This window comes from Streptomyces sp. NPDC006235, assembly GCF_040613735.1.
GTDB lineage: Bacteria > Actinomycetota > Actinomycetes > Streptomycetales > Streptomycetaceae > Streptomyces.
Genome location: NZ_JBEXSR010000011.1, coordinates 173,879 through 199,377 on the forward strand (window position 1 = coordinate 173,879; position 25,499 = coordinate 199,377).

The window sequence follows — 25,499 nt, forward strand, 5'->3', positions numbered from 1 at the left end:
GTCGGTCAGGCCTCCGTTCCGGTGCTCTCAGCCGGAGCGGCGGCAGCGGGAGCCTCGGCCTTGGGGGCCTCGGCGCCGGCAGCCTGCTGCGGCTTGCGACCGCGCCGCTCGCCACCGCGGCCACCACGGGCCGGGCGGTCGGCACCGCCGCGGGCCGGGCGGTTACCCGCACGGGCAGCGGCGTTCTCGGCGCGGACCTCGGCGATGTTCTTGACGTCGCCCTTGTAGATCCAGACCTTCACACCGATGCGGCCGAAGGTCGTCTTGGCCTCGAAGAAGCCGTAGTCCACGTTCGCGCGGAGCGTGTGCAGGGGCACACGGCCCTCGCGGTAGAACTCCGAGCGGGACATCTCGGCGCCACCGAGGCGGCCACCGCACTGGATCTTGATGCCCTTGGCGCCGGCCTTCATCGCCGACTGCATGCTCTTACGCATGGCGCGGCGGAAGGAGACGCGGGAGGAGAGCTGCTCGGCGACGGCCTGGGCGACCAGCTGAGCGTCGGTCTCGGGGTTCTTGACCTCGAGGATGTTCAGCTGGACCTGCTTGCCGGTGAGCTTCTCGAGGTCACCGCGGATGCGGTCGGCCTCGGCGCCGCGGCGGCCGATCACGATGCCCGGACGCGCGGTGTGGATGTCCACACGCACACGGTCACGGGTGCGCTCGATCTCGACCTTGGAGATGCCGGCGCGCTCCATGCCGGACGTCATCATCCGACGGATGGCGACGTCTTCCTTGACGTAGTCCTTGTACAGCTTGTCGGCGTACCAGCGCGACTTGAAGTCGGTCGTAACGCCGAGCCGGAACCCGTGCGGGTTTACCTTCTGGCCCATTACCGGGTTCCTTCCTTGCTGCTGACGACCACGGTGATGTGGCTGGTCCGCTTGCGGATCCGGTAGGCACGGCCCTGGGCACGCGGACGGAACCGCTTCAGGGTCGGGCCCTCGTCGACGTAGGCCTCGGAGATGTAGAGGCTGTCGACATCGGTGTGGTCGTAGTTGTGCGCGGCGTTGGCAATGGCGCTGTCCAGCACCTTGCCGACCGGCACGCTCGCGGCCTGCGGGGCGAAACGCAGGACCGCCTGAGCCTCCGTGGCGTTCAGGCCACGGATGAGGTCCACCACGCGGCGGGCCTTCATGGGCGTGACGCGGATGTACCGCGCCTGGGCCCTGGCTTCCATGGTTGTCCCTTCAGTGTCTGTCATGATCATTCACACCCCGCTGGCTAGCGGCGCTTCGACTTCCGGTCGTCCTTGACGTGACCCCGGAAGGTGCGCGTCGGCGAGAACTCGCCGAGCTTGTGGCCGACCATCGACTCGGTGACAAACACCGGGATGTGGGTCTTGCCGTTGTGCACCGCGATCGTGTGGCCGAGCATGGCCGGGACGATCATCGAGCGGCGGGACCAGGTCTTGATGACGTTCTTGGTGCCGGCTTCGTTCTGGGCGTCCACCTTCTTGATCAGGTGGTCGTCGACGAAGGGCCCCTTCTTGAGACTGCGCGGCATCTAAACCCGCTCCTAGCGCTTCTTGTTCGTCTTGCGGCGGCGGACGATGTACTTGTTCGACGCCTTCTTGGGCGAACGAGTACGGCCTTCCTTCTTGCCCCACGGGGACACCGGGTGGCGACCACCGGAGGTACGGCCCTCACCACCACCGTGCGGGTGGTCAACCGGGTTCATGACCACACCACGCACGGTCGGGCGGACGCCCAGCCAGCGCTTGCGGCCGGCCTTGCCCCAGTTGATGTTGCTCTGCTCGGCGTTGCCGACCTCGCCGACAGTGGCGCGGCAGCGGACGTCGACCAGGCGGATCTCACCCGACGGCATGCGCAGGTGGGCCATGGAGCCCTCCTTCGCGAGCAGCTGCACCGAGGCGCCGGCGGAGCGGGCGAACTTCGCGCCGCCGCCCGGACGCAGCTCGATGGCGTGCAGCGTGGTACCGACCGGGATGTTGCGCAGGGCCAGGTTGTTGCCCGGCTTGATGTCGGCCCCGGGACCGTTCTCGACGCGGTCGCCCTGCGACAGGCCACGCGGCGCGAGGATGTAGCGCTTCTCGCCGTCCGCGTAGTGCAGCAGCGCGATGCGCGCGGTGCGGTTGGGGTCGTACTCGATGTGCGCGACCTTCGCCGGCACGCCGTCCTTGTCGTGACGACGGAAGTCGATCACGCGGTAGGCGCGCTTGTGGCCACCACCCTGGTGGCGGACGGTCACACGACCGGAGTTGTTACGGCCACCCTTGCTGTGCAGGGGGCGGACCAACGACTTCTCCGGCGTGGACCGCGTGACCTCGACGAAGTCGGCGACGCTGGCGCCACGACGGCCAGGAGTCGTCGGCTTGTACTTGCGGATACCCATTTCTCAGTCCTCGTCCGATTCCGGACGATCCTGACCGCTTACGCGGTCGGACCGCCGAAGATGTCGATACGGTCGCCCTCGGCGAGGGTCACGATCGCGCGCTTGGTGGACGCGCGCTGGCCGAAGCCCGTGCGGGTCCGCTTGCGCTTGCCCTGGCGGTTGATCGTGTTGACCCCGGTGACCTTGACCGAGAAGACCGACTGAACGGCCTGCTTGATCTGGGTCTTGTTGGCGCTCGGGTCGACGATGAACGTGTACTTGCCCTCGTCGAGGAGCGCGTAGCTCTTCTCCGAGACGACCGGCTTGAGCAGCACGTCACGGGGGTCCGTGAAGGACTTGCTCAGCGGGGTCTCGACGGTGTTCTTGCCCTCGGTGGCGTGGCGACGCGCCTTCTTGACGCGGGCCTCCTTGGCCTTCTTCGCGGCCTTCGAGGCGATAGCGGGGTGACGGATGGCCATCAGACCTCGCTCCCTTCGGTGTCGTTGGCCTTCGGGCCGGCGACGAAGGACTCGAAAGCGGCCTTGGTGAAGACCACGTCGTCCGAGACGAGAACGTCGTACGTGTTCAGCTGGCCCGGCTCCAGGATGTGGACCTGGGGCAGGTTGCGGGCGGACAGCCACGCGGCCTCGTCGGCGCGGTCGACGACCAGGAGCAGGTTCTTGCGCTCGCTGATCTTGCCGAACAGGCTCTTGGCGGCCTTCGTGGAGGGGGTCTCGCCCTCGACCACGCCGGAGACGACGTGGATGCGGTTGTGACGGGCCCGGTCGGTGAGGGCGTGACGCAGCGCGGCAGCCTTCATCTTCTTGGGCGTCCGCTGCGAGTAGTCACGCGGCACGGGACCGTGCACGACGCCACCACCGGCGAACTGCGGCGCGCGGGTCGAACCCTGACGGGCGCGACCGGTGCCCTTCTGGCGGTACGGCTTCTTGCCACCGCCGCGGACCTCGCCACGGGTCTTGGTCTTGTGCGTGCCCTGACGGGCAGCGGCCAGCTGTGCGACGACGACCTGGTGGATCAGCGGAATGCTGATCTTCTCGACGTCGAAGATCTCCGCGGGGAGCTCGACGGAACCGGCCTTGTCGCCCGCCGGCGAAAGGATGTCAACAGTGCTCATTACCTCAGGCCCCCTTGGCCGCGGTGCGGACCAGGACGAGGCCGCCGTTCGGACCGGGAACCGCGCCCTTGATGAGCAGCAGACCCTTCTCCGCGTCAACGGCGTGGACGGTCAGGTTCTGGGTGGTGACCCGCTCGTTGCCCATGCGACCCGCCATGCGGAGGCCCTTGAACACGCGGCCCGGGGTGGCGCAGCCACCGATGGAACCGGGAGAGCGGTGCTTGCGCTGGGTGCCGTGTCCGGCGCCGAGGCCCTTGAAGTTGTGACGCTTCATGACACCGGCGAAGCCCTTGCCCTTGCTCTTGCCGGTCACGTCGACCTTCACGCCGGCCTCGAACACCTCAGCGGTGATCTCCTGGCCCAGCGTGTACTCGGAGGCGTCCGCGGTGCGGATCTCGACGAGGTGGCGACGGGGGGTGACGTCGGCCTTGGCGAAGTGGCCCTTGAGGGGCTTGTTCACCTTGCGCGGGTCGATCTCGCCGAAAGCGATCTGGACGGACTCGTAGCCGTCGACATCGTTCGTACGGACCTGGGTGACGACGTTGGGGCCGGCCTTGACGACGGTGACCGGGACGACGCGGTTGTTCGCGTCCCACACCTGCGTCATGCCGAGCTTCTCGCCCAGGATGCCCTTGATCTGCTTAGCCATCTCTCAGATCACCGGCCTCAGAGCTTGATCTCGATGTCGACACCGGCCGGGAGGTCGAGTCGCATCAGAGAGTCAACGGTCTTGGGGGTGGGGTCGAGGATGTCGATCAGGCGCTTGTGCGTGCGCATCTCGAAGTGCTCGCGCGAGTCCTTGTACTTGTGCGGCGACTTGATGACGCAGTACACGTTCTTCTCAGTGGGCAGCGGCACCGGGCCCGCGACCGACGCACCAGTACGCGTCACCGTCTCGACGATCTTCTTCGCCGAGCTGTCGATGACCTCGTGGTCGTAGGCCTTGAGCCGGATGCGGATCTTCTGTCCCGCCATGGCTACTCAGTAGTCCTGTCTCTCGTAACGCTCTGGAACCCGGTGTTCCGTTTCCCTTCCCTCTCCGACCCACGCGGTCGGGCGTGTCGCGCTCCCGCTGACACAGATGCCCCTTGTTCGAACATCCCTGCGGGATTGCACACGGCCCTTCCGGTACCGCGAGCCGGAGGCGAAAGCCCACCGGGTGCCTGGCCGGCGCCGCACTGACACTTCCCGAAAGATTCCCGTACGTCCGCCCCAGCGCTGCCGTGTGGCAGTTAGGGCGACGAGTACTGTGGGACTCGCTTCCGGTCCCCCCGGCGGGAGGCGCGCAGCATCAACACTCGACCGAGCAACTCGGACAGTCTGCCATACGGGGCACGGCGGACGCCAATCGAGCCGGAGAGAATACCCCGGGGGTGACGTAGGTCAAACCGGGGGCGCGCTCGGCGCACGCCGGTGATCGCCGGAAGATCCATTCCCGCCGGAGGACCGTCGAGCAGATCACGCGGGCCCCGGGAAGTCACCGGTCAGCCGTACGTGCACCCAGCCGTCTTTCATACCGGCGGCCACCAGGCATGTGCCGTCCTCGGACAGGACACCGCCTGCGCGCGCCCGGGCCCTCCGCGCCTCGTCGAGGTGGCGCGGTGCGTCCGGAACCGCCCGATGGCGCACGAAGACGTCGGTAGGGTTCCAGGTCCGAGTGGCCCCCGAACAGCACCGATCCCGGCATCGGCAGCCGCCTCAATAGGACGCCGTCGGCTGGATTCTGCTCGTGAGCTTCTGCAACGCCTCGTCGGGTGCGGGGGCCAGCAGCCAGACGCTGTCCATGCCGGCGTGGACCGAGCCGTCCTCCGCCATGGCCAGGTGCTGGTTCCCGCGGTCTCGCATGCCGATCGGGTACAGATCGACGCCCGCCTGCTCGGCGAGGTCGTCGATGATCTCCGCGTCCCAGAACGCCGGCAGCGGATCCAGGGAGAACTCCATCCACGGCATCGAGTCCCACGGCTCGCGGTAGGACACGCCCACGGCGCCGAACTCGGACAGGAAACGCCGTGCCGCGTCGTGGATCTCGAACTCGCCGGTCTGCAGGAGGACGCTTTCCCAGGTCTCTGTGGGAACCGAACGGCCCGGGAACCAGCCGCCCGCCCGCAGCACCCGGTCCGTCTCCTCGGACCAGCGCGATCCGGCGTCCAGGCCGGTCTCCACGGTGTGCAGTCGCCTCCAGAAGGAGTGCTCGGCCGCTGGAACGCCGGGCGCCCAGAGGTCAGACCGGGTGCCCTGCGCCTCGACCAGGCGAGCCAGCGCCCGGTCAGTGGTCGGGGCAAGCAGTTCCACACGGTCCCTCACGAGGAAAAGGGCTCCGTCCTCGGTGATGCCCAGGAAACTGGCACCCTCGTCCGCCGTGCCCACGGGGTAGAGGAGCGCTCCCGCTTCCCGGCTGGCTCTTGCGAACCGCTCGTCCTGCCACTGGGCGCGGAGGGGATCGAACCGGATGGCGGACGACGTGGTGATCGAATCGGCGGGACAGCCGTAGGTCACCAGCCCGCCGAACTCGGAGAGAAACCGGCGTGCGGCGTCATGGGCCGCAAAGGCCCCACGCTCTTTCAGGATCGACTCCCAGGTGACACCAGGCACAGAGCGCCCGGGGCGCCAGCCCGCGCGGCGCAGTACGTCTTCCGTCTGCGGAGACCAGTCCCGTGTGTAGCCGTCACTCACTCACAACACAGCCCGAACGCCTGGGACTTCAAGAACATGCCTGCACGACGGGCAGGCCGGTTTGGGTTGGCCGTGAACCGGATTGCCCGGCGCGCGTACCTCCACTGCCGCCATCACCCCGCTCGGGGGTCGACCCCCGCTCTCATGGCGTGCGACAGGGCCTCGACCTCGCCGCACTTCGAATGCGCGCCACCGACCTGCTCTGCAACAGGCCGTTGATGCTGATGCTTTCGTACACCCCGATCTCAACCGCCTGCCCCTCCAACTTGGCCAGCTCCCGCACCTTCTTGGGATACCGAACCCTCTTCACGTCCTCCCACGTCACCGCAATCGGCCCACCCGCCCCCGGCACCTCATCCGCCCTGGCGAGATAGTCCTGCCGAGGAATCCGCTTCCCACCCTCGATCTTGCAGACCATGTCGCGCCCGACGGTCGCGATCACGGCGACACCCCACTCGTCGTCCGGATCCACCTCCCAACCCGGCTCGTCCGCCTCGCCCTTGAGCCGACCCGCGTCCGTTTCGACCGCCGTCATCCCGCACCCTTCCGTCCGTCGTACGACCGTGCCCAGCGCCCTACCCGTACGCCCGGCCCGACGGCCCGGACACGACCGGACGAGCTCCGGACAGTTACCGTACGCACCCGCTAAGCGCGGGCGGCCACGCTGAGTGACGTGACGCAGCAGCCCCCTGAACTCACCACCACCATCCGCAACTTCAGCATCCAGCTGTCCCCACCCCACGCGGCGCCCGCCTGGCCCGTCTCCTGGCCACCGAACAACTGCGCTCCTGGGGCCTCCCGTTGGACCCGGCACGGCAGGTCATCGCAGAACTGTCGGCCAACGCGGCGGAACACGGCCGCATCCCCGGCCGTGACTTCCACCTGCTCCTCTACGTCGTGGCCGACACCCTCCGCATCGAGGTCACGGACACCCGCGACGACCGACTGCCGGCACCTCAACTGCCCAGCCCGGCCTCCGAGTCGGGCCGCGGCCTGCTCCTCGTCGACGCACTCGCCGACCGCTGGGGCGTCACCCGGGGCCTGCCACCACGCAAGACGGTCTGGGCCGAACTCACCCTCTGACCCCCGAACACCGGGTCCCAACACCTCGCGCTCCGGCGCCACCGGCGGTCTCCCTCAAGGACCATGACGAGGGAAGAACCTCACCAAACCCCACCTCTCCCGCCCAGCCCGCCGCCTCACTCACGCGAGTGAACATCGCCAACTCGGCTGGATTCGGGAGCCCTTGCCTGCCCTACGCTCAGCGCAACAACCGCAGACATGCGACGGCCCCCGCCGGGACGGCAATCCCAGTGCGAGGGCCTGACCACCGAGGAAGAGAGAGCTTCCCGATGGATACGCAGAACCCTAACGTGCCCTCGCACGCCCACGCCTCCGTAACCGGGAAGAAGCACCCGAACCGGCGGCACCCCCAAGCCGGCCTGGTTCACGACAACACCCGCCACACCACCCGCTTCACGGTGATCGGCAACCACCTCGCCCAGCACCCGGAGCTGTCACTGCTCGCGATCGGGCTGGGGGTGCACATCCAGTCACTCCCGGCAGGTGCCCGCGTCGACATCAAGACCCTCGCCGCCCGCTTCCCCGAGGGTACGACCCGTATCGCCGCGGCTCTGCGCGAGCTGGAGGCTCACGGCTACCTACGACGCGTGCGCGAACGCGTCCCCGGCGGCCGGATCATCACCCGCACGATCTCCTGCAACCGGCCAGGTCACAGCGGTACGGACGCCCCTCGCCCAGCCCCGAGAAGGCGGACGATGACGCCTGGCAGCAAGCTCCTCCCGGCCGTGCCGCACCCGGCCTACCCCGCGCCTGCCCTCCTCCAACAGGCCACGGACCTCCTCGCAGGCCTCCATCGCGAGGACACCCGCCTCCTGCTCTCCACCCGCGACGTCGCCCACCTCTCCCCAGGTGTCGCAGCCTGGCTGGAACGAGACGTCTCCCCCACCGCCGTACGCCACGCCCTGACCACCGACCTCCCACCGGAGGCCCTCCACCGCCCGGCCGCCCTCCTGGCCCACCGCCTCACAGCCCAACTACCACCCCCGCCCCCGTTCCGCGCCCCTGCGGCCCCGCCGACCGCACCTCACCGATTCCAGACCTGCGACGGCTGCGACCGCGCCTTCCGCGCACCGGCCCCCGGCCACTGCCGCGATTGCCGATCAAGTCTCCTGGAGGCCGCTTAGCATGAGGGCGACGATCCTTGCCCCTGGGCACAGACGAGGAGCGAGTGCCATGACCACCGCCTCGGAGAACGAGCAGCAGGGCGCCTCCCACCGGTATCGGGCCATGCGGGACTTCGTCCAGACCACGGACGACTCCCTGCCCGGCAAGTTCGAGGTCACCAAGGAAGGCATCGTCCACGACATGATGGCGCCCGTGGGTCCGCACGAGCTGACCACACTGCACCTGCGGAGACGCCTCGAAAAGGTGATGCCGGAGGAGATCGTGGCCCACACGGGCGAACCCGATGTGGAGGACGAGTCCGAGGGCATCATGCGCCGCCCCGACGTGATGGTGATCGCCCTGGAGGACATGGACGTCCCGGGTTCCTTCGACCCCCGCACACTGCTCGCCGCCGTCGAAGTCGTCTCCCGCTCCAACCCGGACAACGACTGGGTCACCAAGATGCGCGACTACCCCCTCATCGGCATCCCCGTCTACGCCCTCTTCGATCCCCGCACCGGCACGGGCGCCATCCTCACCGACATCCACCCCACACCGGACGGCCCGCGCTACGCGACCCGCAAGGACTTCGTCTACGGCGAGGACGTGACCATCGCCGACTGGACGATCGCGACGGACGGCCTGCCCCTGTACCGGGACAGCGGCGCCCCGCAGGAGTGAGCCGACAGCGGCGCACTTCAGGCTCCCTGCCCATGGCACGCACCACCCCACCGCGCCCTGTCGACGTCACAGCCCACTTCCCCGAACTGACACCACTCGCCCGGACCACCGTGCGGCTGCACCCCCGCGCCGGTGCGCCCACCACCGGCGACGGTTCGATCGGTGGCCCGCTGCTGTGGCCGGCCGACGAACCGTGGCCGACCTGCCCGGACCACTCCGGCCCCTGGCAACGCGGCGTCGCACCCGACGACGTACGGCTCCACCGGCGCATCCTGGACGAGACGTGGAGCAGGCCCCGGGCCGCTGGTGCGGACCTGCTGACGGCCGAGGAACGTGTGATCGTCGACCGCGCGGAAAAGCGCCGGCGGGTACCGCAGGAGAACGACGAGGCCCTGATGGTCCCCGTCGCCCAGCTCTACGCCCGGGACGTCCCCGGCCTGCCCCGCCCGGACGGCCGCGACGTGCTGCAGGTGCTGTGGTGCGCGGCCGACCATGCCGGGGACTACCTGCCGGGCACCGTACTGCGCTGGCGCACCGCCGCCGACGTGACCGACCGGCTCGCGGCCACCCCGCAGCCGTCAGTCATCGGCAAGGGCAACTGCCCGAAGCACTGGCCGACCGGATAGAGGCCTGGGAGGACAGCCAGGGAATGGTCTACCAGTACGACCTGGCGGTGGCGCCCGGCTGCAAGGTCGGCGGCCACGCCCCGTGGAGCTTCACCGGGACCCTTTCCCCATGGCCTCCTACGACCACCCCCACCTACAGAACCTGCAATGACCAACGGCAAAGGGGCCCGCACGACCGAAGTCGTACGGGCCCCTCCGAGCCACTCAGGTCAGCAGACCCTCAAGCCAGTCCGAAGACTCACTTGTTGATCTTGGTGACCTGGCCGGCGCCCACGGTCCGGCCACCCTCACGGATGGCGAACTTCAGGCCCTCCTCCATGGCGACGGGCTGGATGAGCTCCACCTTCATCTCGGTGTTGTCACCCGGCATGACCATCTCGGTGCCCTCGGGGAGGGTCACCACGCCGGTCACGTCCGTCGTACGGAAGTAGAACTGCGGGCGGTAGTTGTTGAAGAACGGCGTGTGGCGGCCACCCTCGTCCTTGGACAGGATGTAGGCCTGCGCCTCGAACTCGGTGTGCGGGGTGACCGAGCCCGGCTTGATGATGACCTGGCCGCGCTCGACGTCCTCGCGCTTGATGCCACGGAGGAGCAGACCGACGTTCTCACCGGCCTGGCCCTCGTCGAGGAGCTTCCGGAACATCTCGATGCCGGTGACCGTGGTGGTGGTCTTCTCCTGCTTGATGCCGATGATGTCCACGGTCTCGTTGACCTTCAGGACACCACGCTCGATACGGCCGGTGACGACCGTACCGCGACCGGTGATCGTGAAGACGTCCTCGATCGGCATGAGGAACGGCTTGTCGACGTCGCGCTCCGGCTCCGGAATGGCGGTGTCGACGGCGTTCATGAGCTCGAGGACGGAGTTGCCCCACTCCTTGTCGCCCTCGAGGGCCTTCAGAGCGGAGACCTTGACGACGGGAACGTCGTCGCCCGGGAACTCGTACTCGGTGAGGAGCTCACGGACCTCGAGCTCGACGAGCTCCAGGATCTCCTCGTCGTCCACCATGTCGGCCTTGTTCAGGGCGACGACGATGTACGGAACGCCGACCTGGCGGGCCAGGAGCACGTGCTCCTTGGTCTGCGGCATCGGGCCGTCGGTGGCGGCGACCACGAGGATGGCGCCGTCCATCTGCGCCGCACCCGTGATCATGTTCTTGATGTAGTCCGCGTGACCGGGGCAGTCGACGTGGGCGTAGTGACGCGTCTCGGTCTGGTACTCGACGTGCGCGATGGAGATGGTGATACCGCGCTGGCGCTCCTCAGGAGCCTTGTCGATCTGGTCGAAGGCCGAGGCCTCGTTCAGGTCCGGGTACGCGTCGTGCAGCACCTTGGTAATGGCGGCCGTGAGGGTCGTCTTACCGTGGTCGATGTGACCGATGGTGCCGATGTTGACGTGCGGCTTAGTCCGCTCGAACTTCGCCTTCGCCACTGGGGTCCTCCTGTGGAGTGGTTCTGGTACGCCTTACTCATCGGCGCCAGGTGATCTTTGCTGGAAAGCCCGGGCCCCGGGGCACTCTCACCATGATTGCGGCGGAATGCCCCTCAAGGCTCCGGAGTCAAGCCTACGGCGTGCAGACGCTGTGCGTTACTCGCCCTTGGCCTTCGCGATGATCTCCTCGGCGACGTTCCGGGGAACCTCGGCGTAGGAGTCGAACTGCATGGAGTAGCTGGCACGGCCGGACGTCTTGCTGCGCAGGTCGCCGACGTAGCCGAACATCTCCGAAAGGGGCACGAGGCCCTTCACGACGCGGGCACCGGCCCGCTCCTCCATGGCCTGGATCTGGCCACGGCGGGAGTTGATGTCACCGACGACCTCACCCATGTAGTCCTCGGGCGTGGTGACCTCGACGGCCATCATCGGCTCGAGCAGTACGGGGCTGGCCTTGCGCGCGGCCTCCTTGAAGGCCTGCGAACCGGCGATCTTGAACGCGAGCTCGGAGGAGTCGACCTCGTGGTAGGCACCGTCGAGCAGCGTCACGCGCACACCGGTCATCTCGTAACCGGCGAGGATGCCGAACTGCATGGCTTCCTGCGCACCGGCGTCCACCGAAGGGATGTACTCCTTCGGCACACGGCCACCGGTCACCTTGTTGATGAACTCGTAGGAGGCGTCGCCGCCCTCGATCGGCTCGATCGCGATGATCACGCGAGCGAACTGGCCGGTACCACCCGTCTGCTTCTTGTGGGTGAACTCGACCTTCTCGACGGCCTTGCGGATCGTCTCACGGTACGCGACCTGCGGCTTGCCGACGTTGGCCTCGACCTTGAACTCGCGCTTCATGCGGTCGACGAGCACCTCGAGGTGAAGCTCGCCCATACCGCCGATGACGGTCTGGCCGGTCTCCTCGTTGGTGTGCACCTGGAAGGAGGGGTCCTCCTCGGCCAGGCGCTGGATCGCGACGCCGAGCTTCTCCTGGTCGCCCTTCGACTTGGGCTCGATGGCGACCTCGATGACCGGCGCCGGGAAGTCCATGGACTCCAGGATCACCGGGTTCTTCTCGTCCGCCAGCGTCTCACCGGTGGTGGTCTGCTTCAGGCCCATGACGGCGACGATGTCGCCGGCGCCCACCGACTCGATCTCCTCACGCTTGTTGGCGTGCATGCGGTAGATCTTGCCGATGCGCTCCTTGCGGCCCTTCACCGAGTTCAGCACGGCGGTGCCGGAGTGCAGGCGGCCGGAGTACACGCGGACGAAGGTGAGCTTGCCGAGGTGCGGGTCGCTCATGATCTTGAACGCCAGCGCGGCGAGCGGCTCGTCGTCCGACGGCTTGCGCGCGATGACCTGCTCCGGGTCCTTGACGTCGTGGCCCTCGATGGCCTCGACGTCGAGCGGGGTGGGCAGGTAGCGCACGACCGCGTCGAGCAGGGGCTGAACACCCTTGTTCTTGAACGCGGTGCCGCAGAACACGGGGGTGACGGTGGTGCCGCCGCCCTTGCCGGACGCGATGGTGATGCGACGGATCGCGGCGTAGAGCTGCTCCACGGTGGGCTCGGTGCCCTCCAGGTACAGCTCCATCAGCTCGTCGTCGTTCTCGGCGACGGCCTCGAGCAGCTTGCCGCGGTACTCCTCGGCAGCCTCGACGTGGGTGTCCGGGATGTCGACGGTGTCGTACATCTCGCCCTTGGTCGCCTCGGCCGACCAGACCAGGGCCTTCATCGTCACGAGGTCGATGACGCCCTTGAAGTCCGCCTCGGCACCGATCGGCAGCTGCATGACCAGCGGCTGCGCGCCCAGGCGGTCGCTGATCATGTCGACGCAGCGGTGGAACTCCGCGCCGGTGCGGTCGAGCTTGTTGACGAAGCAGATACGCGGAACGCCGTAGCGGTCCGCCTGACGCCACACGGTCTCGGACTGGGGCTCAACGCCGGCCACACCGTCGAACACCGTCACGGCACCGTCGAGCACGCGCAGCGAGCGCTCCACCTCGACGGTGAAGTCGACGTGACCCGGGGTGTCGATGATGTTGATGGTGTAGTCGTTGCCCTCGAGCGGCCAGTGACAGGTGGTGGCAGCAGAGGTGATCGTGATGCCACGCTCCTGCTCCTGCTCCATCCAGTCCATGGTGGCGGCGCCGTCGTGGACCTCACCGATCTTGTACGAAACGCCGGTGTAGAACAGGATCCGCTCGGTGGTGGTCGTCTTGCCCGCGTCGATGTGGGCCATGATCCCGATGTTGCGGACCCTGGCCAGGTCAAGCGAAGTGGTAGCCATAAGGCTTCAGTCTTCTCTCGGTCTCGATGGGGTCTGCGACTACCAGCGGTAGTGCGCGAAGGCCTTGTTGGACTCGGCCATCTTGTGCGTGTCCTCGCGCTTCTTCACAGCGGCACCCAGGCCGTTGCTGGCATCGAGGAGCTCGTTGAGCAGACGCTCGGTCATGGTCTTCTCGCGACGGGCGCGGGAGTAACCGACGAGCCAGCGCAGCGCCAGGGTGTTGGCACGGCCGGGCTTGACCTCGACCGGGACCTGGTAGGTGGCACCACCGACACGGCGGGACTTGACCTCGAGGGTCGGCTTGATGTTCTCGAGAGCGCGCTTCAGCGTGATGACCGGGTCGTTGCCGGTCTTCTCGCGCAGGCCCTCCATGGCGCCGTAGACGATGCGCTCGGCGGTGGAGCGCTTGCCGTTCAGCAGCACCTTGTTGATCAGGGAGGTCACCAGAGGAGAGCCGTAGACCGGGTCGATGATGACCGGGCGCTTCGGGGCGGGGCCCTTACGAGGCATTCTTACTTCTCCTTCTTGGCGCCGTAGCGGCTGCGGGCCTGCTTGCGGTTCTTGACACCCTGGGTGTCGAGCGAGCCTCGGATGATCTTGTAGCGAACACCCGGCAGGTCCTTCACACGGCCGCCGCGCACGAGCACGATGGAGTGCTCCTGCAGGTTGTGTCCCTCACCCGGAATGTAAGCGGTGACCTCGATCCCGCTGGTCAGACGCACACGCGCGACCTTACGCAGGGCCGAGTTCGGCTTCTTCGGGGTGGTCGTGAACACACGCGTGCAGACGCCACGACGCTGGGGCGAACCCTCGAGTGCGGGCGTCTTGTTCTTCTCGACCTTGTCCTGCCGGCCCTTACGGACCAGCTGCTGGATCGTAGGCACTACTTCTCCGGTTTCTGTGTGCCGAATGGTGAAGCTAACCTGGAACATCTCCGACCCACGCGGTCGGGTGTGTCGAATCCCGCGGACTCCCGCCGCCAGGCAGAATTAAGCGCAGATTGCGGTGGCCGGTGTCAGCTCGCAGTGCGGGTGATGGCACGCACGAGAGCCAGGGCACACCCCAGGCACAAGGTCTGAGCGTACCTATCGCATTCGCTGCGGTCAAAACAAATGGGTGCCGACCGCATCACCCTGCGGGACATGTCAAGCCCCCCGGCCGTTCCCGATCTTCATTTCGATGACGGGCTGTCCGATTTACCCAATTTTCTTGCCGCCGGCTGCGCCGCTGCGTCCTGCGCGTCACCCGACCGCGATGGACACCACCGTCAGCAACACCAGGACGAGTGCCCAGCCGGCCGTGGACAACCATCCGAGGACGATACCGGTCAGGGCGAGTCCGTCCCCCAGCTCTCCCCGGCTGCGGATCTCGGCCCGCGCCACATGCCCCAGCACGACGGCCGGAATCCCGGTCAGCCCCATCGTCGGCACGCACAGCAGCCCGCACACGCCGGCCGCCACCGCCTTCCCGTTCGTCTGCGGCCGCGGCACGGGCACGAACGTCCGCGGCACGGGCAGGGCCCCGGAGGGCTGCGGCAGGGGCCCCTGCGGCAGATCCGCGACGAGCACCGCCAACTCCCCCACGGTCCGCGCCGCGTACGCCCGCGCAACCCGCTTCTCGAACTCGTCGTGCTCCATCCGTCCCTCGCCGTACCCGGCTCTGAGCACGTCCACGGCCCGCTCCCGATCGGCGTGCGAGGCCAGCATCGACGGGGCGCTCGGACCCTGCCAGGGTTGCCAGGACGGGTAGGGCGGCTGCGACACGGAGCACCTCCCCTGGAGCCGGAGTCCTTCCATGATGCGCCGAAGCGCCGCATCCGGCACCGGTGCGTCCGATTCCGGGCGTCGCAGACACGCCGAAGGGCGGTCACCCCAAAGGATGACCGCCCTCGGCTCAAGCGACTCGCTTACTGGTTGTACGGACCGTAGTCGTAGTCCTCCAGCGGCACGGCCTGGCCGGAGCCCGTGCCGAACGGCGAGTAGTCGATGTCGTCGTAGCCGACGGCCGAGTACATCGCGGCCTTGGCCTCCTCGGTCGGCTCCACCCGGATGTTGCGGTAGCGGGACAGACCCGTACCGGCCGGGATGAGCTTACCGATGATGACGTTCTCCTTGAGGCCGATGAGGCTGTCGGACTTGGCGTTGATCGCCGCGTCCGTCAGGACTCGGGTCGTCTCCTGGAAGGAGGCGGCCGACAGCCAGGATTCCGTCGCCAGCGAGGCCTTGGTGATACCCATGAGCTGCGGACGACCCGAGGCCGGGTGACCGCCCTCCTGGACCACACGACGGTTCTCGGTCTCGAACTTCGAGCGCTCGACCAGCTCGCCGGGCAGCAGCTCGGCGTCGCCGGACTCGATGATCGTCACGCGGCGGAGCATCTGCCGGATGATGATCTCGATGTGCTTGTCGTGGATCGACACACCCTGCGAGTTGTAGACCTTCTGGACCTCGCCGACCAGGTGGACCTGGACGGCACGCTGACCCAGGATGCGCAGCACGTCGTGCGGGTTGGTGGCACCCACGGTGAGCTTCTGGCCCACCTCGACGTGCTCGCCCTCGCTGACCATCAGACGGGCACGCTTCGAGATGGGGTAGGCCATCTCGTCGCTGCCGTCGTCCGGGGTGACGACGATCTTCTTGGTCTTCTCGGTCTCCTCGATCCGCACGCGGCCGGAGGCCTCGGAGATCGGGGCGACACCCTTCGGGGTACGGGCCTCGAAGAGCTCGACGACACGCGGCAGACCCTGGGTGATGTCGTCACCGGCCACACCACCGGTGTGGAAGGTACGCATTGTCAGCTGGGTACCGGGCTCACCGATGGACTGGGCGGCGATGATGCCGACCGCCTCACCGATGTCGACCAGCTTGCCGGTGGCCAGCGAACGGCCGTAGCACATCGCGCAGGTGCCGACGGCGGACTCGCAGGTCAGGACCGAGCGGGTCTTGACCTCCTCGACGCCGTGGCGGACCAGCTCGTCGATGAGCACGTCGCCGAGGTCGGTACCGGCCGGGGCCAGCACCTTGCCGTCGACCACGATGTCCTCGGCGAGGCAGCGCGCGTACACGGACGTCTCGACGTCCTCCGCCTTGAGCAGCGTGCCCTCGGCGTTCCGGCTCGCGATCTTCAGACGCAGACCGCGCTCGGTGCCGCAGTCCTCCTCGCGAATGATGACGTCCTGGGAGACGTCGACCAGACGACGGGTGAGGTAACCCGAGTCGGCGGTACGCAGAGCGGTGTCCGCCAGACCCTTACGGGCACCGTGCGTGGAGATGAAGTACTCCAGCACGGACAGGCCCTCACGGAAGGAGGCCTTGATCGGACGCGGGATCGTCTCGTTCTTCGCGTTCGACACCAGACCACGCATACCGGCGATCTGACGCATCTGCATCATGTTGCCTCGTGCACCCGAGTTCACCATCATGAAGATCGGGTTGGTCTTCGGGAAGTTGTCGTTCATCGCCTCGGCGACCTCGTTGGTCGCCTTGGTCCAGATCGCGATGAGCTCCTGCGTGCGCTCGTCCTTGGTGATCAGACCGCGCTCGTACTGCTTCTGGACCTTCTCGTCCTGCGCCTCGTAGCCCTTGACGATCTCCTTCTTCGCCTCGGGAACGACGACGTCGGAGATGGCCACGGTGACGCCGGAACGGGTCGCCCAGAAGAAGCCGGCCGCCTTCAGGTTGTCGAGCGTCGCCGCCACGATGACCTTCGGGTAGCGCTCGGCGAGGTCGTTGACGATCTCGGAGAGCTGCTTCTTGCCGACCTCGTAGTCGACGAACGGGTAGTCCTCGGGCAGCAGCTCGTTGAAGAGCGCGCGGCCCAGCGTGGTGTTCAGCCGGAAGCTGTCACCCTGCTGCCACTCGGGCTCACCCTCCTCACGCGCCGGCGGGGTCCAGCCGCGCGGCGGGATGGTGCCGACCGGGAAGCGGACGTCGATCCTCGACTGGAGCGACAGCTCGCCCGCGTCGAAGGCCATGATCGCCTCGGCGACCGAGGCGAAGGAACGGCCCTCGCCCTTGAGCTCGCGCATCTCGCCGTCGGTGGTGAGGAAGAACAGACCGAGGACCATGTCCTGGGTCGGCATCGTCACCGGACGGCCGTCGGCGGGCTTGAGGATGTTGTTCGAGGACAGCATCAGGATGCGGGCCTCGGCCTGCGCCTCCGCGGACAGCGGCAGGTGCACGGCCATCTGGTCACCGTCGAAGTCCGCGTTGAACGCGGTGCAGACGAGCGGGTGGATCTGGATGGCCTTGCCCTCGACCAGCTGCGGCTCGAAGGCCTGGATGCCGAGGCGGTGCAGCGTGGGCGCACGGTTCAGCAGAACCGGGTGCTCCGCGATGACCTCTTCCAGCACGTCGTACACGACCGTGCGGCCGCGCTCGACCATGCGCTTGGCGCTCTTGATGTTCTGCGCGTGGTTCAGGTCGACCAGGCGCTTCATCACGAACGGCTTGAAGAGCTCCAGCGCCATCGCCTTCGGCAGACCGCACTGGTGCAGCTTCAGCTGCGGACCGACGACGATCACGGAACGCGCCGAGTAGTCCACACGCTTACCGAGCAGGTTCTGACGGAAGCGACCCTGCTTACCCTTCAGCATGTCGCTGAGGGACTTCAGCGGGCGGTTACCGGGACCGGTGACCGGACGACCGCGACGGCCGTTGTCGAACAGCGCGTCGACGGCCTCCTGGAGCATGCGCTTCTCGTTGTTCACGATGATCTCGGGCGCACCGAGGTCGAGAAGCCGCTTCAGTCGGTTGTTCCGGTTGATCACACGGCGGTACAGGTCGTTCAGGTCGGAGGTCGCGAAGCGGCCACCGTCCAGCTGCACCATCGGGCGAAGGTCCGGCGGGATGACCGGCACGCAGTCCAGCACCATGCCCTTGGGGCTGTTGCTGGTCTGCAGGAACGCGGAGACGACCTTCAGGCGCTTGAGCGCACGGGTCTTCTTCTGGCCCTTGCCGGTGCGGATGATCTCGCGGAGACGCTCGGCCTCCTCGTCGAGGTCGAAGGACTCCAGGCGCTTCTGCAGCGCCGCGGCACCCATCGAACCGTCGAAGTACGTGCCGAAGCGGTCGCGCAGCTCGCGGTAGAGCAGCTCGTCGCCCTCGAGGTCCTGGACCTTGAGGTTCTTGAAGCGGTTCCACACCTCGTCGAGACGGTCGATCTCGCGCTGCGCGCGGTCACGCAGCTGCTTCATCTCGCGCTCGGCACCCTCGCGCACCTTGCGGCGCACGTCGGCCTTGGCGCCCTCGGCCTCCAGCTCGGCCAGGTCGGTCTCGAGCTTCTTGGCGCGGGCCTCCAGATCGGCGTCGCGGCGCTGCTCGATCTGCTGGCGCTCGACGGAGACGTGGGCCTCCAGCGAGGGCAGATCGCGCGTGCGGCGCTCCTCGTCGACGTACGTGATCATGTACGCCGCGAAGTAGATGACCTTCTCCAGGTCCTTCGGGGCGAGGTCGAGCAGGTAACCCAGCCGCGACGGAACGCCCTTGAAGTACCAGATGTGCGTGACGGGCGCGGCGAGCTCGATGTGGCCCATCCGCTCACGGCGCACCTTGGCGCGCGTGACCTCGACGCCACAGCGCTCACAGATGATGCCCTTGAAGCGGACACGCTTGTACTTGCCGCAGTAGCACTCCCAGTCCCGGGTCGGACCGAAGATCTTCTCGCAGAAGAGTCCGTCCTTTTCGGGCTTGAGCGTGCGGTAGTTGATGGTCTCGGGCTTCTTGACCTCGCCGTGGCTCCACTGACGGATGTCGTCAGCGGTAGCCAGACCGATCCGGAGCTCGTCGAAGAAGTTGACGTCGAGCACTATGCGTCAATCCCTCTCAGGGTTGTAAGTCTTTGGTCTGATACGGGGGTCCTGGGGCCGGCGGACCGTGGGTCTCCCAAGGTCCGCCGAACTCCCGTCAGACCTCTTCGACGCTGCTCGGCTCGCGCCGGGACAGGTCGATGCCGAGCTCCTCCGCAGCGCGGAAGACGTCCTCGTCGGTGTCACGCATCTCGATGGACATACCGTCGCTGGACAGCACCTCCACGTTCAGGCAGAGAGACTGCATCTCCTTGATGAGCACCTTGAAGGACTCGGGGATGCCGGGCTCGGGGATGTTCTCGCCCTTGACGATGGCCTCGTAGACCTTCACGCGGCCGGTCACGTCGTCGGACTTGATGGTCAGCAGCTCCTGGAGGGCGTACGCGGCGCCGTAAGCCTCCAGCGCCCACACCTCCATCTCACCGAAGCGCTGGCCACCGAACTGGGCCTTACCACCCAGCGGCTGCTGGGTGATCATCGAGTAGGGGCCGGTCGAACGGGCGTGCAGCTTGTCGTCGACCAGGTGGTGCAGCTTGAGGATGTACATGTAGCCGACCGAGATCGGCTCCGGGAACGGCTCACCGGAACGGCCGTCGAACAGCCGCGCCTTGCCGGACGGGAGCACCATGCGCTCGCCGTCGCGGTTCGGGATGGTGTGCTCCAGCAGGCCGGCCAGCTCGTCCTCGCGGGCACCGTCGAAGACCGGCGTCGCGACGTTGGTCCGCGGCGGGACCTGGTCGGCGTCGATGGCCTGCAGGCGCTGCGCCCACTCGTCGGCGAGACCGGAGACGTCCCAGCCCTGGCTGGCGAGCCAGCCGAGGTGGATCTCCAGCACCTGTCCCGGGTTCATTCGGGACGGGACACCGAGCGGGTTGAGGATGATGTCGACCGGGGTGCCGTCCTCCAGGAACGGCATGTCCTCGATCGGCAGGATCTTCGAGATGACGCCCTTGTTGCCGTGGCGGCCGGCGAGCTTGTCACCGTCGGTGATCTTGCGCTTCTGCGCGACGTAGACGCGCACCAGCTGGTTCACACCGGGGGGAAGCTCGTCGCCCTCCTCGCGGTCGAAGACGCGCACACCGATGACCTTGCCGGTCTCGCCGTGCGGCACCTTCAGCGAGGTGTCACGGACCTCACGGGCCTTCTCACCGAAGATCGCGCGCAGCAGGCGCTCCTCGGGCGTCAGCTCGGTCTCACCCTTGGGCGTGACCTTGCCGACGAGGATGTCACCGGCAATGACCTCGGCACCGATGCGGATGATGCCGCGCTCGTCGAGGTCGGCGAGGACCTCCTCGGAGACGTTCGGGATGTCCCGGGTGATCTCCTCGGGGCCGAGCTTGGTGTCACGGGCGTCGACCTCGTGCTCCTCGATGTGGATCGAGGAGAGGACGTCGTCCTGCACGAGGCGCTGCGACAGGATGATCGCGTCCTCGTAGTTGTGACCCTCCCACGGCATGAACGCCACGAGCAGGTTCTTGCCCAGCGCCATCTCGCCCTGTTGGGTGGCCGGACCGTCGGCGAGCACCTGGCCCTCGATGATCCGGTCGCCCTCGGCCACGATGACCTTCTGGTTGACCGAGGTGCCCTGGTTGGAGCGGGCGAACTTGGCCAGGCGGTACGTGATGTACGTGCCGTCGTCGTTGGCGGTGGTGATGTAGTCCGCGGAGACCTCCTGGACCACACCGGCCTTCTCGGCCTTGACCACGTCGCCGGCGTCGACCGCGGAGCGGTACTCCATGCCGGTGCCGACGAGCGGGGACTCCGCCTGGATCAGCGGAACGGCCTGGCGCATCATGTTCGCGCCCATGAGGGCACGGTTGGCGTCGTCGTGCTCCAGGAAGGGGATCATGGCGGTCGCGACCGACACCATCTGGCGCGGCGAGACGTCCATGTAGTCCACGTCCTCGGGGCCGACGTAGTCGACCTCGCCGCCCTTACGGCGGACGAGCACCCGGGCCTCGGCGAACCGCATGTCGTCCGTCAGCGGCGCGTTGGCCTGCGCGATGACGAAGCGGTCCTCCTCGTCGGCCGTGAGGTAGTCGACCTGGTCGGTGACCTGACCCTCGAACACCTTGCGGTACGGGGTCTCGACGAAACCGAACGCGTTCACACGGCCATAGGTGGCGAGCGAGCCGATCAGACCGATGTTCGGGCCTTCAGGGGTCTCGATCGGGCACATGCGGCCGTAGTGCGAGGGGTGCACGTCACGGACCTCGAAGCCGGCCCGCTCACGGGACAGACCACCCGGGCCGAGCGCGGACAGACGCCGCTTGTGCGTCAGACCCGACAGCGGGTTGTTCTGGTCCATGAACTGGGACAGCTGGCTGGTGCCGAAGAACTCCTTGATGGAGGCGACGACCGGCCGGATGTTGATCAGGGTCTGCGGCGTGATCGCCTCGACGTCCTGGGTCGTCATCCGCTCGCGGACGACACGCTCCATACGCGCCAGACCCGTACGGACCTGGTTCTGGATGAGCTCGCCGACGCTGCGCAGGCGGCGGTTGCCGAAGTGGTCGATGTCATCGGTCTCGACGACCACGGAGGTGCCGTTGTCACCGACCGTCTCGGTCTCGCCGGCGTGCAGCTTCACCAGGTACTTGATCGTCGCGATGATGTCTTCGACGGTCAGGATCCCGGCGTCCAGCGGGGTGTCCGTGCCCAGCTTCTTGTTGACCTTGTAACGGCCGACCTTGGCCAGGTCGTAGCGCTTGGGGTTGAAGTAGAGGTTCTCGAGCAGCGTCTGCGCGGCCTCACGCGTGGGGGGCTCGCCCGGACGCAGCTTGCGGTAGATGTCGAGCAGCGCGTCGTCCTGGCCCTGGGTGTGGTCCTTCTCCAGGGTGGCGCGCATGGACTCGTACTCGCCGAACTCCTCGAGGATCTGCTCGGTGGTCCAGCCGAGCGCCTTGAGCAGGACGGTGACGGACTGCTTGCGCTTGCGGTCGATGCGGACACCGACCATGTCGCGCTTGTCGATCTCCATCTCCAGCCAGGCACCCCGGGACGGGATGATCTTCGCGGAGAAGATGTCCTTGTCGGACGTCTTGTCGATGGAGGAGTCGAAGTAGACGCCGGGCGAACGGACGAGCTGCGACACCACGACACGCTCGGTGCCGTTGATGACGAAGGTGCCCTTGTTCGTCATGAGCGGGAAGTCGCCCATGAAGACCGTCTGGGACTTGATCTCACCGGTCTCGTTGTTGGTGAACTCGGCGGTGACGAAGAGCGGGGCCGCGTACGTGAAGTCGCGCTCCTTGCACTCGTCGATCGAGTTCTTCGGCGGCTCGAAGCGGTGGTCGCGGAAGGTCAGCGACATCGACCCGCTGAAGTCCTCGATCGGGGAGATCTCCTCGAAGATCTCCTCGAGCCCGGACTTGGTGGGGACGTCCTGACCGTTCTCGAGAGCCTCCTCGACCCGACTCTGCCAGGCGGTGTTGCCGAGCAGCCAGTCGAAGCTCTCGGTCTGCAGCGCGAGCAGGTTCGGAACCTCGAGAGGCTCCTTGATCTTTGCAAAAGAGATGCGCAGCGGGGCAGTGCTGGCGGCGTTGTTCGTATTCGCGGTCGAGGCGTTGCGCGAGGCGGCCAAGAGGGGGTCCTTCCGAGGGCTCGGACTCACTACGCGCGTACCGGCCCCTCTCCCGTACACAGAGACAAGCCGCGTCGATCCGGCCTGAAGGCCAGGTCAGACAGCTCTTGTCGTCGATGCTCGGGCGAGGGCAGACCCCTGGTGACGGGCAGGGGACAGCTAACAGGCAGCGCAAAGGGTCAGTGTAGCCACACGGCACACTGATGTCCAGTCCGGGTTGTGAAACCCGTGTTGACCCTCGTTGTTCCACTCCTGCGACAAGGCGCTGCCCTCAACGCACGTTGATACTGCCCTCTTCGTCGCCGATCCATACCTCGGATTCGGATCCTTGTGACGACGCGTCCTGAGAATTGCGCGCTGCGTGCGGTTCGTCAAGGCCCCCCTGCCCGAACCGGGGCCGGCCCAGAGACACGACGAAGATCACCATACCCCCCGCCACAGAGGGTGCAAGGCAACCGTGGCCGGACCCCGGAAACGCCGAAGAGCGACCACCCGGATGGATGATCGCTCTTGAGCGCTTACGCGTTACACGCCCAGCGGGACGTGTTGTGGATCCTGGCGGATCCGGGAGGTCTTACTTGACCTCGACGGAGGCACCGGCGCCCTCGAGGGACTCCTTGGCCTTGTCGGCGGCCTCCTTGTTGACCTTCTCCAGAACCGGCTTCGGCGCACCGTCGACCAGGTCCTTGGCCTCCTTCAGGCCCAGGGAGGTCAGCTCACGCACGACCTTGATGACCTGGATCTTCTTGTCGCCGGCACCGGTGAGGATGACGTCGAACTCGTCCTTCTCCGGCTCGGCCTCGGCGGCGGCGGCGCCACCGGCGCCACCGGCCATGACGACCGGGGCGGCCGCGGCGGCGGTGACGTCGAACTTCTCCTCGAACGCCTTCACGAACTCGGAGAGCTCGATGAGGGTCATCTCCTCGAACTGCGCGAGCAGGTCTTCCTGGCTGAGCTTCGCCATGATTGGCGGTCCTTCCACTAAATCGGCAGGTGCCGGATGTACATGTGAGGCGGGCGTACTACTGGCCCGCGACGGCCTCCGCGTTCAGGCAGCGGGGGCCGGGATGCGAGCCGAGTTACTCGGCACCGCCCTGCTCGTCCTGCTTGGCACGGAGCGCGTCCACGGTGCGGACGAGCTTCGACGGCAGCGCCTGGAAGACAGAGGCAGCCTGGGACTGCTTGCCCTTCATGGCACCGGCCAGCTTGGAGAGCAGAACCTCGCGGGACTCGAGGTCCGCAAGCTTCTTGATCTCATCGGCGGACAACGCCTTGCCGTCAAGGACGCCGCCCTTGATGACCAGGTTGGGGTTGTCCTTGGCGAAGTCACGGAGACCCTTCGCCGCCTCGACCGGGTCACCGGTCACGAAGGCGACGGCCGACGAACCCGTGAAGAGGTCGTCGATCGCGGTGATCCCGGCCTCGTTGGCCGCAATCTTGGTCAGCGTGTTCTTCGCCACACGGTAATGAGCGTTCTCACCGAGTGAACGACGCAGCTGCTGCAGCTGCGCCACGGTGAGACCGGTGTACGCAGTAACGACAGCGCCGTTGGAGTCGCGGAACTTGTCCCGCATCTCCTCGACGGCATCGACCTTGTCAGGCCTCGCCATGAGCCTCGGCCTCCTTCCGGGTGATTCGGACCGCGCGGACCCGAAGGAGGACTGGGGAAAACGAAACGCCCCGGCGCAGGGGCACGGGGCGCAGCTCGACCGTTTGTACGCACACACGAGGCGGCGGACTCCGGGAGCTTCTCCAAGTGTCACCTGCGCGGGCCGTCCGCCGTTCAGCGGATCCTTCGGCCACCGCACCCTCGTCCGAGCGCGCGGTAAACGACCAGCGGTCTTTGGCTTCTGTAGGAGGGTACGGGAACGGATCGCTGTCAAGCAAATCCGCCCGTACGACGGATCAGCTCGCGTCGAGTTCCTTGAACAGGTCGGCGAGGTCGGCGACGTCCTTGGCCGGCGGGGCCGTGACGTTCACCGGCTTGTTGTAGTCGAGGAAGGTGATGGTCATGTCGAGCGGGCCCTTGTCGGCCGCGCCCTTCATCCGGAACTGCTTGGTGTGGTCGTCGCCGTCGATCCACGTGTCCATCGTGAACTTCTCGACGCCCATTTTCTCGTACTGCTTGATGCTCTTCTCGCGGTTCTCGCGGATGCTCGCGTCCTTGCCCTTCAGGGAGGCTCGGAGATCGGCGAGGGTGAACGTGCCCGTGTAGTGGGTCGTCTCGACGCCCTCGACCTTCTCGGTACCGACCTTCTTCACGTCTTTGGCGCTCGTGAGGAAGGTGGACTCCGCCGCCGGGTTCTGCTCGGCCTGGCTCGTGGGCCCCGACTGGTCCAGCTCCTTGCCGGCGTCGGAGCCGGACAGGTCGAACTTCATCCAGGTCTTGCCGTCCATCTCCTTGGCCATCTCGGCTCCCCCACCGAGGTACATGGCCTTGTCGACGAGGCGGATCTCCACGGTCTCGGCGGCTCCGTCGACCGTCCCCGTCATCTTCATGCTCATGGCGATCGTGGGCTTCAGGCGCATCGACGCCTCGCCCTTGACCTTGCCGGACTCCGGCGACGTACCGCTCAGGCGGTACCGGACGGACGTGATGTCGTCGGTGTTCTTCGCCGCCTTGGCGACGGCGGCCGCGGGCGTCATCTCCGGCGACTGCTCCGCACCGCAGCCGACCGCACCGGCGGCGAGCAGCAGGGCGCCCAGCCCGGCGACAGGTATGGATGCCTTCATTGATTCCCCCCAAGGAATGCGCGATTGCT

At 67.1% G+C, this 25,499-nt stretch carries 23 protein-coding genes and 2 pseudogenes; 4 read left to right on the forward strand and 21 right to left on the reverse strand.

Annotated features, from left to right (window positions below; translation table 11 throughout):
* Positions 1-5: 5 nt before the first annotated feature.
* From rpsC to ABZ192_RS16400, 11 genes and pseudogenes are all read right to left on the reverse strand, one after another.
* A complete protein-coding gene (gene rpsC, locus ABZ192_RS16350) occupies positions 6-830 on the reverse strand; it encodes a 30S ribosomal protein S3 (RefSeq protein WP_010036723.1) in 825 nt (274 codons plus the stop codon).
* On the reverse strand, positions 830-1,177 hold the full coding sequence (gene rplV / locus ABZ192_RS16355; RefSeq protein WP_010036727.1) for a 50S ribosomal protein L22: 348 nt from the start codon (positions 1,175-1,177) through the stop codon (positions 830-832). The genes rpsC and rplV overlap by 1 nt, the downstream gene beginning before the upstream one ends.
* Positions 1,178-1,221: 44 nt before the next feature.
* A complete protein-coding gene (rpsS, locus tag ABZ192_RS16360; RefSeq protein WP_010036728.1) occupies positions 1,222-1,503 on the reverse strand; it encodes a 30S ribosomal protein S19 in 282 nt (93 codons plus the stop codon).
* A 12-nt stretch (positions 1,504-1,515) separates the two neighbouring features.
* The gene (gene rplB / locus ABZ192_RS16365; protein WP_006140909.1) at positions 1,516-2,352 is read right to left on the reverse strand and encodes a 50S ribosomal protein L2; all 837 of its coding nucleotides are present in this window, start codon (positions 2,350-2,352) and stop codon (positions 1,516-1,518) included.
* Between the two features lie 38 nt (positions 2,353-2,390).
* Positions 2,391-2,810, reverse strand: a complete 420-nt coding sequence (gene rplW, locus ABZ192_RS16370) for a 50S ribosomal protein L23 (RefSeq protein ID WP_338782539.1) — start codon at positions 2,808-2,810, stop codon at positions 2,391-2,393.
* The gene (gene rplD / locus ABZ192_RS16375; RefSeq protein ID WP_356925159.1) at positions 2,810-3,466 is read right to left on the reverse strand and encodes a 50S ribosomal protein L4; all 657 of its coding nucleotides are present in this window, start codon (positions 3,464-3,466) and stop codon (positions 2,810-2,812) included. The genes rplW and rplD overlap by 1 nt, the downstream gene beginning before the upstream one ends.
* Before the next feature lie 4 nt (positions 3,467-3,470).
* The gene (gene rplC, locus ABZ192_RS16380; RefSeq protein WP_086601018.1) at positions 3,471-4,115 is read right to left on the reverse strand and encodes a 50S ribosomal protein L3; all 645 of its coding nucleotides are present in this window, start codon (positions 4,113-4,115) and stop codon (positions 3,471-3,473) included.
* 17 nt (positions 4,116-4,132) lie between these two features.
* Positions 4,133-4,441: a 30S ribosomal protein S10 gene (gene rpsJ, locus ABZ192_RS16385; RefSeq protein ID WP_003948644.1), complete on the reverse strand. Its 309-nt coding sequence runs from the start codon at positions 4,439-4,441 to the stop codon at positions 4,133-4,135.
* A gap of 483 nt (positions 4,442-4,924) precedes the next feature.
* A complete protein-coding gene (locus ABZ192_RS16390) occupies positions 4,925-5,095 on the reverse strand; it encodes a hypothetical protein (RefSeq protein ID WP_356925160.1) in 171 nt (56 codons plus the stop codon).
* Between the two features lie 69 nt (positions 5,096-5,164).
* Positions 5,165-6,139, reverse strand: coding sequence for an SUKH-3 domain-containing protein (locus ABZ192_RS16395; protein ID WP_356925161.1), 975 nt, complete (start codon positions 6,137-6,139; stop codon positions 5,165-5,167).
* A 199-nt stretch (positions 6,140-6,338) separates the two neighbouring features.
* A pseudogene (locus ABZ192_RS16400) lies at positions 6,339-6,674 on the reverse strand (transcriptional regulator); the annotation flags it as partial.
* 138 nt (positions 6,675-6,812) lie between these two features.
* Here ABZ192_RS16400 and ABZ192_RS16405 point away from each other — a divergent pair.
* The 4 genes and pseudogenes from ABZ192_RS16405 to ABZ192_RS16420 all read left to right on the forward strand — a co-directional run bounded on the left by ABZ192_RS16405 (position 6,813) and on the right by ABZ192_RS16420 (position 9,633).
* A pseudogene (locus tag ABZ192_RS16405) lies at positions 6,813-7,222 on the forward strand (ATP-binding protein).
* A gap of 269 nt (positions 7,223-7,491) precedes the next feature.
* Entirely contained in the window at positions 7,492-8,346 is an 855-nt protein-coding gene (locus tag ABZ192_RS16410) for a helix-turn-helix domain-containing protein (protein ID WP_356925162.1), read from the forward strand.
* A 49-nt stretch (positions 8,347-8,395) separates the two neighbouring features.
* Positions 8,396-9,007, forward strand: a complete 612-nt coding sequence (locus ABZ192_RS16415) for a Uma2 family endonuclease (RefSeq protein WP_356925163.1) — start codon at positions 8,396-8,398, stop codon at positions 9,005-9,007.
* A gap of 32 nt (positions 9,008-9,039) precedes the next feature.
* A complete protein-coding gene (locus ABZ192_RS16420) occupies positions 9,040-9,633 on the forward strand; it encodes a hypothetical protein (protein ID WP_356925164.1) in 594 nt (197 codons plus the stop codon).
* Positions 9,634-9,871: 238 nt separating this feature from the next.
* Here ABZ192_RS16420 and tuf read toward each other — a convergent pair whose 3' ends face one another.
* The 10 genes from tuf to ABZ192_RS16470 form a co-directional block, all read right to left on the reverse strand.
* Positions 9,872-11,065 carry an elongation factor Tu gene (gene tuf, locus ABZ192_RS16425; RefSeq protein ID WP_020274921.1) on the reverse strand — a complete coding sequence of 398 codons (1,194 nt, stop codon included), beginning with the start codon at positions 11,063-11,065 and terminating at the stop codon, positions 9,872-9,874.
* A gap of 156 nt (positions 11,066-11,221) precedes the next feature.
* Positions 11,222-13,348 (reverse strand): elongation factor G, encoded by a 2,127-nt coding sequence (gene fusA / locus ABZ192_RS16430; protein ID WP_356925165.1) that lies wholly within the window; start codon positions 13,346-13,348, stop codon positions 11,222-11,224.
* A gap of 39 nt (positions 13,349-13,387) precedes the next feature.
* Entirely contained in the window at positions 13,388-13,858 is a 471-nt protein-coding gene (rpsG, locus tag ABZ192_RS16435) for a 30S ribosomal protein S7 (RefSeq protein WP_003998848.1), read from the reverse strand.
* Between the two features lie 2 nt (positions 13,859-13,860).
* The gene (gene rpsL / locus ABZ192_RS16440) at positions 13,861-14,232 is read right to left on the reverse strand and encodes a 30S ribosomal protein S12 (protein ID WP_003948652.1); all 372 of its coding nucleotides are present in this window, start codon (positions 14,230-14,232) and stop codon (positions 13,861-13,863) included.
* 357 nt (positions 14,233-14,589) lie between these two features.
* Positions 14,590-15,111 (reverse strand): DUF1707 and DUF4190 domain-containing protein, encoded by a 522-nt coding sequence (locus ABZ192_RS16445; RefSeq protein WP_356925166.1) that lies wholly within the window; start codon positions 15,109-15,111, stop codon positions 14,590-14,592.
* Between the two features lie 143 nt (positions 15,112-15,254).
* Positions 15,255-19,154 carry a DNA-directed RNA polymerase subunit beta' gene (locus tag ABZ192_RS16450; protein ID WP_351405582.1) on the reverse strand — a complete coding sequence of 1,300 codons (3,900 nt, stop codon included), beginning with the start codon at positions 19,152-19,154 and terminating at the stop codon, positions 15,255-15,257.
* Between the two features lie 97 nt (positions 19,155-19,251).
* Positions 19,252-22,737: a DNA-directed RNA polymerase subunit beta gene (gene rpoB, locus ABZ192_RS16455; RefSeq protein ID WP_356925167.1), complete on the reverse strand. Its 3,486-nt coding sequence runs from the start codon at positions 22,735-22,737 to the stop codon at positions 19,252-19,254.
* Positions 22,738-23,311: 574 nt separating this feature from the next.
* The gene (gene rplL / locus ABZ192_RS16460; RefSeq protein ID WP_020274897.1) at positions 23,312-23,701 is read right to left on the reverse strand and encodes a 50S ribosomal protein L7/L12; all 390 of its coding nucleotides are present in this window, start codon (positions 23,699-23,701) and stop codon (positions 23,312-23,314) included.
* Positions 23,702-23,816: 115 nt separating this feature from the next.
* Positions 23,817-24,347 carry a 50S ribosomal protein L10 gene (gene rplJ / locus ABZ192_RS16465; protein ID WP_010036787.1) on the reverse strand — a complete coding sequence of 177 codons (531 nt, stop codon included), beginning with the start codon at positions 24,345-24,347 and terminating at the stop codon, positions 23,817-23,819.
* A gap of 295 nt (positions 24,348-24,642) precedes the next feature.
* The gene (locus tag ABZ192_RS16470; protein WP_356925168.1) at positions 24,643-25,470 is read right to left on the reverse strand and encodes a DUF1396 domain-containing protein; all 828 of its coding nucleotides are present in this window, start codon (positions 25,468-25,470) and stop codon (positions 24,643-24,645) included.
* Positions 25,471-25,499 lie beyond the last annotated feature (29 nt).